General features: G+C 76.2%; 9 protein-coding genes. 4 read left to right on the top strand and 5 right to left on the bottom strand.

Annotated elements, in window-relative coordinates:
- Nucleotides 1-158 precede the first annotated feature (158 nt).
- Nucleotides 159-2,774 carry a LuxR C-terminal-related transcriptional regulator gene (locus ACI78V_RS10930; protein ID WP_456850923.1) on the top strand — a complete coding sequence of 872 codons (2,616 nt, stop codon included), beginning with the start codon at nt 159-161 and terminating at the stop codon, nt 2,772-2,774.
- 73 nt (nt 2,775-2,847) lie between these two features.
- Here ACI78V_RS10930 and ACI78V_RS10925 read toward each other — a convergent pair whose 3' ends face one another.
- A complete protein-coding gene (locus tag ACI78V_RS10925) occupies nt 2,848-3,072 on the bottom strand; it encodes a hypothetical protein (RefSeq protein WP_456850922.1) in 225 nt (74 codons plus the stop codon).
- Nucleotides 3,073-3,204: 132 nt separating this feature from the next.
- Between ACI78V_RS10925 and ACI78V_RS10920 the strand changes: the two genes are divergently transcribed.
- Nucleotides 3,205-3,843: an MBL fold metallo-hydrolase gene (locus ACI78V_RS10920; protein WP_456850921.1), complete on the top strand. Its 639-nt coding sequence runs from the start codon at nt 3,205-3,207 to the stop codon at nt 3,841-3,843.
- A 27-nt stretch (nt 3,844-3,870) separates the two neighbouring features.
- On the opposite strand, the gene ACI78V_RS10915 is transcribed toward ACI78V_RS10920, so the two are convergent.
- The 3 genes from ACI78V_RS10915 to ACI78V_RS10905 all read right to left on the bottom strand — a co-directional run bounded on the left by ACI78V_RS10915 (nt 3,871) and on the right by ACI78V_RS10905 (nt 5,242).
- The gene (locus ACI78V_RS10915) at nt 3,871-4,146 is read right to left on the bottom strand and encodes a GlsB/YeaQ/YmgE family stress response membrane protein (RefSeq protein ID WP_456850920.1); all 276 of its coding nucleotides are present in this window, start codon (nt 4,144-4,146) and stop codon (nt 3,871-3,873) included.
- Between the two features lie 112 nt (nt 4,147-4,258).
- On the bottom strand, nt 4,259-4,735 hold the full coding sequence (locus tag ACI78V_RS10910) for an SRPBCC family protein (protein ID WP_456850919.1): 477 nt from the start codon (nt 4,733-4,735) through the stop codon (nt 4,259-4,261).
- A 51-nt stretch (nt 4,736-4,786) separates the two neighbouring features.
- Nucleotides 4,787-5,242: a MarR family winged helix-turn-helix transcriptional regulator gene (locus ACI78V_RS10905; RefSeq protein ID WP_456850918.1), complete on the bottom strand. Its 456-nt coding sequence runs from the start codon at nt 5,240-5,242 to the stop codon at nt 4,787-4,789.
- A gap of 153 nt (nt 5,243-5,395) precedes the next feature.
- On the opposite strand from ACI78V_RS10905, the gene ACI78V_RS10900 reads away from it, so the two are divergent.
- Nucleotides 5,396-6,511 carry a hypothetical protein gene (locus ACI78V_RS10900; protein WP_456850917.1) on the top strand — a complete coding sequence of 372 codons (1,116 nt, stop codon included), beginning with the start codon at nt 5,396-5,398 and terminating at the stop codon, nt 6,509-6,511.
- A gap of 36 nt (nt 6,512-6,547) precedes the next feature.
- Here the strand turns inward: ACI78V_RS10900 and ACI78V_RS10895 are convergent, their stop codons facing one another.
- Nucleotides 6,548-7,288, bottom strand: a complete 741-nt coding sequence (locus ACI78V_RS10895) for a GntR family transcriptional regulator (protein WP_456850916.1) — start codon at nt 7,286-7,288, stop codon at nt 6,548-6,550.
- A 195-nt stretch (nt 7,289-7,483) separates the two neighbouring features.
- On the opposite strand from ACI78V_RS10895, the gene ACI78V_RS10890 reads away from it, so the two are divergent.
- Entirely contained in the window at nt 7,484-8,053 is a 570-nt protein-coding gene (locus tag ACI78V_RS10890; protein WP_456850915.1) for a TetR/AcrR family transcriptional regulator, read from the top strand.
- The last annotated feature ends 1 nt before the right edge of the window (nt 8,054 follow it).

The raw sequence follows: 8,054 nt of genomic DNA, 5'->3' as shown, positions 1-8,054 counted from the left end.
ACCCCCGACCCCGAGCCCACCCCCGACCCCGAGCCCACCCCGGACCCCACGCCGACCCCCGAGCCGGAGCCGGAACCCGGGCCGACCACCCCGACCGAGCCGGATCCCGCACCCGAGCCGGCGCCCGAGCCGGTCCTCGAGCTGGGCACGGACCTGCTGTGATCGCCGACATCTGCGCGACGGGCACGCTGCCCGCCGCTGCCGCCACCGTGCGCGAGCTGGCCGGCGGCTGCCCGGCCGTGGTGACCGTGCAGGGGCCGGGCGGCACCGGGAAGACCCACCTGCTGGGCGAGCTGGCCGACGCGTGGCGGCGGGCGGGGCTCGAGGTGGTCGAGGGCGTTCCCGGGGACCCCACCGCACTGCCGGCGGAGTCCGCCGTGGTCGTGGACGACGCCCACCGCCTGTCCGGGCCGGCCGCGGCCGGGCTCGCCGCCCTGGTGGGCACGCCTGGCGCGCGGATCGCGCTGGCGTACCGGCCCTGGCCCCGTCCGGCGCCCCTGACCGCGCTGCTGCCCGAGCTCGGCGCCGACCGCCGCACCGTCGTCCTCGGCCACGCCGACCGCTCCGTGGTGCGGGGCTGGGCGCGGGAGCAGCTCGGCGAGGCCGCGACCCCCGACCTCGTCGACGCCGTCCACGGTCAGACCGGGGGCCTGCCCGCCCTGGTGCACCCGCTGCTGCGCGCCCTCGTCCGCCGCGGCGCCCCCCGTGGCGGGCGGTCGGCCCGGTCCGCCGTCCCGGAGGAGGTCGCCGACCGGGTCCGCGCGCAGCTCGCGACCGTCGACGAGGCGACCCGGGCGCTGCTGCACGCCGTCGCCGCCGGCGCACCGCTGGAGGACGACGTGCTCGGCGGCCTGCTGGACGTGCTGCCGGGTCACGCGGCCGAGCTGCTCACCGCAGGCCGGGCCAGCGGCCTGCTGCTGCCCGGCGGTGCGGTGGTGCCGCTGGTGGCCCAGCTGCTGCTGAGCGCGACCCCGCCCGACGTCACCCGCCGTACCCGCCGCCGGCTCCTCGCGCTGCTGGTCGAGCGGGGCGAGGAGCCGCTGGACCTCGCCCGCCGGCTGGCGGCCGAGCGCGTGCGCGACCCCCGGGCCGCCCGGCTGCTGGAGCGGCACGGCGAGGCCGCGCTGGCCGACGACCCCGCCCTGGCCGGCGAGCTGCTCGGAGCCGCCGCCCGCTCCGGCGCACCGGTGGCCGGGCTGGCCGCTCGCCGGGCACAGGCGGCCGCGCTGGCCGGGGACCTCGACGGCGCCCTCCAGTGGGCCGACACCGCCCTCGCCGACCCGGCGGCACCCGACCGCGCCCGCGCCGCGGGCGTCGCCGCGGCGGTGCTGGCCCAGCGGGGCCTGCTGGCCCGCGCGGCCACGCTGTGCCGGCTGGCCGGGCCGGAGCGGGCGGGGTCGGCGGCGCTGGCCCTGCTCGCCACCGGGGAGGCGGCCGAGGCGGGCGCCGTCCTCGAGGGGGCACGGACGGCCGGGAGCCTGCCGACCGTGCTGTCGGTCAGCGAGGAGCTGACCGCCCAGGGCGTGCTGCAGTCGCTGCGCACGGGCGAGAACGCCGCCGACGACATCGCCGCGGCGCTGTCCACGCTCACCCGGGCCGCCGCGCTGCTGGAGCCGGTGGGCCGCACCGCGCTGCTGGTCGACACCCCCGCGGCGCTGGCCGCGCTGGTGGCCCTGCACAGCGGGGAGCTGGGGGTCGCCGAGTCCGTGCTGCAGCGTGCCGTGGACGCCGACCTCGGGGGCGCGCCGTGCCGGCCGCGCCACCTGTTGCTGCTGGCCTGGATCGCCATGCTGGCCGGCCGGATGACCCGCGCCCGCGAGTACATGGCGATGGCGCAGGACCCGGCGCGCACGGGTGGGACGCAGGACCCGGCGCGCACGGGTGGGGCGCAGGAGCCCGCCGGGCAGCTCGAGCCGCGCGACGAGGTCTTCCTGCAGGCGCTGGAGGTCGGGCTGGCCCGCCGCAGCAGCGACGTGCCGGCCCTGGTGCGGGCGTGGGTGAAGGCGCGGGAGGCGGTGGTCCGGTACCCGGTCGACCTGTTCACGCTGCTGCCGCTGGGTGAGCTGGTGGTGGCCGCGGCCCGGCTCCAGGACGGCGACCGGCTGCGGCCGCACCTGGCCGAGGCGCAGGCCCTGCTGGCGCGGCTCGGGGACCCGCAGCTGTGGGCGACCTCGCTGCACTGGAGCGGCGCGCAGGCGGCGATCCTCACCGACGACCCGGACGGCCTGCGGCCGCACGCGGCGGCGCTGGTGGCCGCGGCGCGGACCAGCCCCTACGCGGCGACTCTGGCCCGGGCCGGGCGGTCGTGGATGCGGGTGCTGACCGGTGACGTCGACGCGGCGAGCGTGGTGACCGCGGCCGAGCAGCTCACCGCCGTCGGGCTGGGCTGGGACGGCTCCCGGCTGGCCGGGCAGGCCGCCGCGCGGGCCGTCGACCAGAAGGACCGATCGGTGCTGCTGGGCTGTGCCCGGTCACTGGCCGACAGCGCCGGGTGCGAGGCGGCTGCGGCGGTGCCGGCGCCCCGGGCAGCCGGGGACGTCGTCCCCGCGCCGGTCGCCGCGCCCGCGGTCCCGAGCGGGGTCCTCAGCGAGCGGGAGAGGGAGGTGGCGCGGCTGGTCGTGGCGGGGCAGACCTACCGGGAGATCGGCGGCCAGCTCTACATCTCGGCCAAGACGGTGGAGCACCACGTGTCGCGGATGCGGCAGCGCCTGGGTGCGAGCAACCGATCGGACCTGCTGGCCCGGCTCCGGGCCGAGCTGGCCGAGGGCGCCTGAGCCGTTCCCCCCGGCCCCGCGGGGCCGGCAGGAGGGTCTCCGGGCACGTCCGCGGACGTGCACGGAGGGTCGTTCAGCGGGAGAGGACGACGCAGGCGGGGCAGACGTCGCGGGCGGTCACCGGCCACACCTGCTCGACCTCGACCCGGGCCAGCGACCCGCACAGGGTCAGCTCGCAGGCGCCGTCCAGCTCGGCGGTGGGGCGGTGCAGCTCGACCGCGTGCCACAGCGCGGCGGTCGGGCCGTGGGCCCGGCTGCGGGCGGCGACGACGGTGGGGGCGAGGGTGCGGGTGCTCATGACCAGTGGGTCGGCAGACCGGCGGAGGCCCGACACGGCCCGGGCCCGGGGTCTCCCTCGGAGGGGTGAGCCGGGGCACCCGATCGCCGGTCGGGCGGGAGCCGGGCAGGATGCGGTCATGGAGGTGGTGACATGGAGCTGACCAAGCACGGCCACGCCTGCGTCGTCCTGAGCGAGGACGGCCGGCGGGTGGTCATCGACCCGGGGGCCTTCACCGACCCGTCGGCGCTCGACGGGGCGAGCGCGGTCCTGGTGACCCACGAGCACGTCGACCACTTCTCCCCCGACGTGCTGCGCGCGGCGATGGACGCCGACCCGGGGCTGGAGCTCTGGACGAACCGGTCGGTGGCCGGTCAGCTGGAGGGCCTGGGCTCACGGGTGCACGTGGTCGGCCACGGGGATGCGGTCACGGTGGCCGGCTTCGACGTGACCGTGCACGGCGAGCTGCACGCGGTGATCCACCCCGAACTCCCCCGGATCCCGAACGTCGGGTTCCTGGTGGGAGGGCAGGTGTTCCACCCCGGCGACGCGCTGACGGTGCCGGAGGAACCGGTCACGACGCTGCTGCTGCCGGTGCACGCCCCCTGGTCGAAGGTCTCGGAGGTCATCGACTACGTGCGGGCGGTGGAGGCCGACCAGGCGTTCGCCGTGCACGACGGGCTGCTCAACGACACCGGCCTCGGCGTCGTCGGCGGGATGCTGGGTGAGCGGGGGCCGGGCACGCCGACCCCCTACAGCCGACTCGCCCCCGGGGACTCGGTCGACCTCTGAGGTCGACCGGGTCCCCGGGGCGCCGGCTCAGCGGACGGCGCGGTTGCTGCGGCCGCCGAGGCCCTCGGCGACGCCGACGAGGATCACGGCAGCGACCACGGCCAGGATGAAGCCGAGGATGTTGAGCTCGAAGATGTCGCCGGTACCGATCAGGCTGGCGATGAAGCCACCGATCAGTGCGCCGACGACGCCGAGCAGCATCGTCGCGATGATGCTCATCCGCTGCTTGCCGGGCTTGATGAGGCGGGCCAGCGCGCCGATGATCAGACCGACGACGATGAGCCCGAGGATGTCCCAGATCATGGTGCTCTCCCTTGCGCTCGCAGGTCCGCCCTGGTCGGCGGACCTGATCGGCGAGGTGGCTACCCCAAGATCACTGCGGCACACCTGCCGGTCACCCGATCGTGGCCCTCACTCAGTCCCGGGACAACAGGTCCACGTGCGCGGGTAGCTTGTCGAGCTCGCCGTCGACGGTGCGCTGGACCATCTGCCGCACCCCGCTGCGCATGAGCCGGTGGGCCAGCCGGTTGCCGCCCTTCGGCTCGTGCGTGACGGTGATCGTGACGCGCGTGGCGGCCGGGCCGGCGTCGGCGAGCTCGATGCGGGTGGTCCAGGTCTCGGGCGTGAGCTCCAGCCGGGTGGTCACCGCGCACTCGGGCACCCAGTCGACGATCTCGCCCCGGGGCGCACCGGCCGGCGGTTGCGCACCGTCGTCCAGCCGGCCGGGCACGCAGACGAACGTCGTCCCGCGGCCCGGTGACCGGCTGCCGTCGACGACGTAGGAGACGTCGCAGACGGCGCAGTAGGGCGCGAGGACGGCCAGCGCCTGCCACACCCGCTCCCGGTCGTGGGGCACCTCGCGGGTGCCGCTGGCGGTGACCGGGTGGGGCATGGGACCTCCGGGGACGGCGGCGACCGGGGCGTTCCCGATCGCCGCCCGACGTTAGTCGGCCCCGACCCGCGGCCCACCGACCGCGAGCTCGGTGAGGACACCGCGTGCCGCGGCCCACCGCTCGGCGCCCACCCGCGCGGCCCACCGGCCCTCGACGACGGCCAGCCGTGCGCGCACCGCGTCGTTGACCTCCTCGCCCCGGGGGCTGAGCCGGACGAGCCGCGCCCGCCGGTCGGAGGGGTCCGGCACCACCTCGACGTAGCCACCCGCCTCCAGGGGGGCCAGCGCCTGGGCGAGCGCCTGCTTGGTCAGCCCGGTGTCCTCGGTGAGCCGGCTCAGCCGCTCCCCCTCCGGGGGCAGGAACGACAGCAGCCGGTAGTGCCGCGCTCGCAGGCCGGGGAAGCGGGCGTCGCTGAGGGCGTACAGCTCGTCGCGCAGGCGCAGCATCATCAGCTCGAACAGGGTCGAGATGAGCGGCTCCGGGCGGTCGTTGACAGCAGTGGACAAGCGGCTTCACCATCTCCTTGTCAGACAAGGTGCTTGACCATTTTCGCACGAGGTCCGCATGACGACCCTCCCTGCCATGTACCGCTGGTCCCTCCTCCTCCCGCGCCCGCGACACCCCTGGGGCCCGCGCCCAGCCGCGGCCCGCCCGGTCCGGTGACCGGCCTGCCCGGCGGCCTCGCCGTCGACGCACTGCGCGACGATCTCCGCCGCTGGACCCACCGCCCCGGCCTCGACGTCGACGCCGTGACGTGCACGCCGATCCCGCACCGCATCTCCGCGCCGACCACGCGTGCCCTCACCCGCGTCGAGGTGGCCGCCTCCGACGGCGCCGAGCTGCTGACGCTGCGACTGGTCACCAAGGAGCTGCAGGCGGCGCGGTACGGCCTGCCCCGGCAGATGCCGGACGACACCCGCGCCCACCTCGACCGCGTCATCCCCTGGCGCCTGGAGGCCGACGCCCTCACCGGTGACCTTGCCGGGCTGATGCCGCCCGGCCTGCGGATGCCGGAGGTGGTCGCCGTGCACGAGCGGGACGGCGACCGGATGACGCTGTGGCTGGAGGACGCCGACCCACTGGACACCCCCTGGACCGCCGCCGACACCGCCCGCGCCGCAACCGCCCTGGGCCGGCTGGCCGCCCGCCGGGTCGGCCGGCCGTCACCGCGCATCCCCGGGGGCGACGTCCTCACCGGGTACCGCGACGAGCAGCTCGCGACGTGGGCCGTGCCGTGGCTGCTGGACGACGCCACCTGGGACCACCCGCTGTTCGGCCTGCCGGAGGTGGCGACGCTGCGGGACGAGGTCTGCGCGCTGGCCCGCCGGGTCGTCGACGTCCACGCCCGGCTGGCGGCACTGCCGCTGCTGCCCGCCCACGGCGACGCCACCCCGATGAACCTGCTGCGCCCGCGGGCGCGACCGGAGGAGTTCGTGCTCGTCGACTGGGGGATGACCGGGCCCGCACCGGCCGGCTTCGACCTCCTGCCACTGGTGTTCGGCCGCGCGGAGTCGGGGCTCGGCCGACCCGAGGAGGTGCCGGCGCTGCTGGAGGTCGCCGTCCCGGCCCACCACGCGGGGCTGGCGGCCGAGGGCGTCGACGTCCCCCTGGCCGAGCTGACGGCCGGCGTCCTGACTGCGGCACTGCTGCGCTACCCGTGCACCACCATGCCGCTGTCACTGGTCATGGAGCCGGTGACCGACGCCACCGTGCAGCGGGCCCGGGAGCGCGCGGCGTTCGTGCGCATGGTCCTCGACCTCGAGACGGCGCCCTGACCGCCCCGCGGAGGGCCGGGATGGCCACCCCTGCCCTCAACGGCCGCCGACGGAGACCTCGAACTCCACCTGGCTCACGTCGGGGCGCAGCCGGGAGTAGCTGTGCACCTGGGGGTTCCCGGCGCTGTCGCGCACCGTCGTCCGGACGACGAGCAGCGGCGAGCCGGCGATGACGCCCAGCACCTCGGCCTCGTCCGGCGCCGCGGTGCCGACGTCGACCACGATCCGGGCGTGGGCGAGGTCGGCGGAGTACTCGCGACGGAGGAAGTCGTACAGCGATCCCTCGCTGAAGTCCTCCTCGGCGGCCCGCGGGTAGACCGACGCCGCCATGAAGCTGTGCGCGACGTGGTTGGGGGTGCCGTCGACGCTGCGCAGCCGGACCAGCTCGACCACGTCGGTGGCTGCCTCCAGGCCGAGTTCGGCCGCGATCGGGGGCTGCACGGGGACGATGCGCTGCGTGAGCACGGTCGTGCCCACCTGGGCGCCCTGCTCGGTCATCACCGAGTTGAACCCGGCGATGCGGTGCACGAAGCTCTCGCGGTACTCGTGGCGGATCGGCGGGCGGGTGACGTAGGTGCCCCGGCCCTGCTCGCGCACGAGGTGCCCGTCGGCCACGAGCCCGTCGACGGCCCGGCGCAGGGTGATCCGGCTGACCCCGTACTCGGCGCACAGCACCGGCTCCGGAGGGAGCACCGTGTACTCCGGGAGTGCGGACACCCGGCGACGCAGGTGCTCCCGGACCGCGAGGTACTTCGGTCCCGACACGGCGCTGGTCACGCCGCAAAGGTACTGGACGGGTAGACGTCTGGTCGTCTGAGACGTCTGTCTCACTGGGCCGGTGGAGCCGGCAGCGCCGCGAGCCGGCTGGTCGGGCGCACCCGGTGTCCCGCCCGTCCGCGACGCCGAGGTTGAGACGGAGACCACGCGGGTACGTGCGCGTCCCGCACCGTCGTGGCCGGAGGATGGTCGCTTGTGACCGAGCCGCAGGACCCGCGCGCCCGTCGGCGACAGGCGACGCACCGCCGCATCTACACCACGGCGATGCAGCTGTTCGCGGAGCACGGGTACGACGAGGTGACCGTCGGCCAGATCGCCTCGGCGGCCAAGGTGTCGGTACCGACCTTCTACGACCACTTCCCCAGCAAGGAGCACATCGTCCTGCCGATGCCGCAGCGGGGCGAGATCGAGCAGGTCCTGGCCGCCCACGACGAGGGGCTGCCCATCGCCGAGCGGATGCGCCGGGGCATCCTCGGCTGGCTGGGGAGCATCCAGGGTCCGGACCGCGACGAGCTGCTGGAGCGCTGGCGGATCGTGGTCACCACCCCGGGGCTCCGGACCCGCGCGGCGACGTTCGAGCGGGCGACCGCGGAGATGGTGCTCGGCGTCGTCGAGCCCGACAACCGGTCCGTCGTCCCCGACATCGTGGTGAACGCCAGCCTGTCGGCCTACACCCAGATCCTCGTCCGCTGGGCCGAGAGCGAGGGCAAGCTGCCGCTGGAGGACGTCGCCGAGCAGGTGCTGGCCGCGCTGCGCGAGTTCTGAC

The sequence above is a fragment of the Geodermatophilus sp. SYSU D00742 genome, assembly GCF_054049935.1.
The sequence above is the reverse complement of the archived record's forward strand: the minus strand, read 5'-3'. Positions and strand labels throughout refer to the sequence as shown.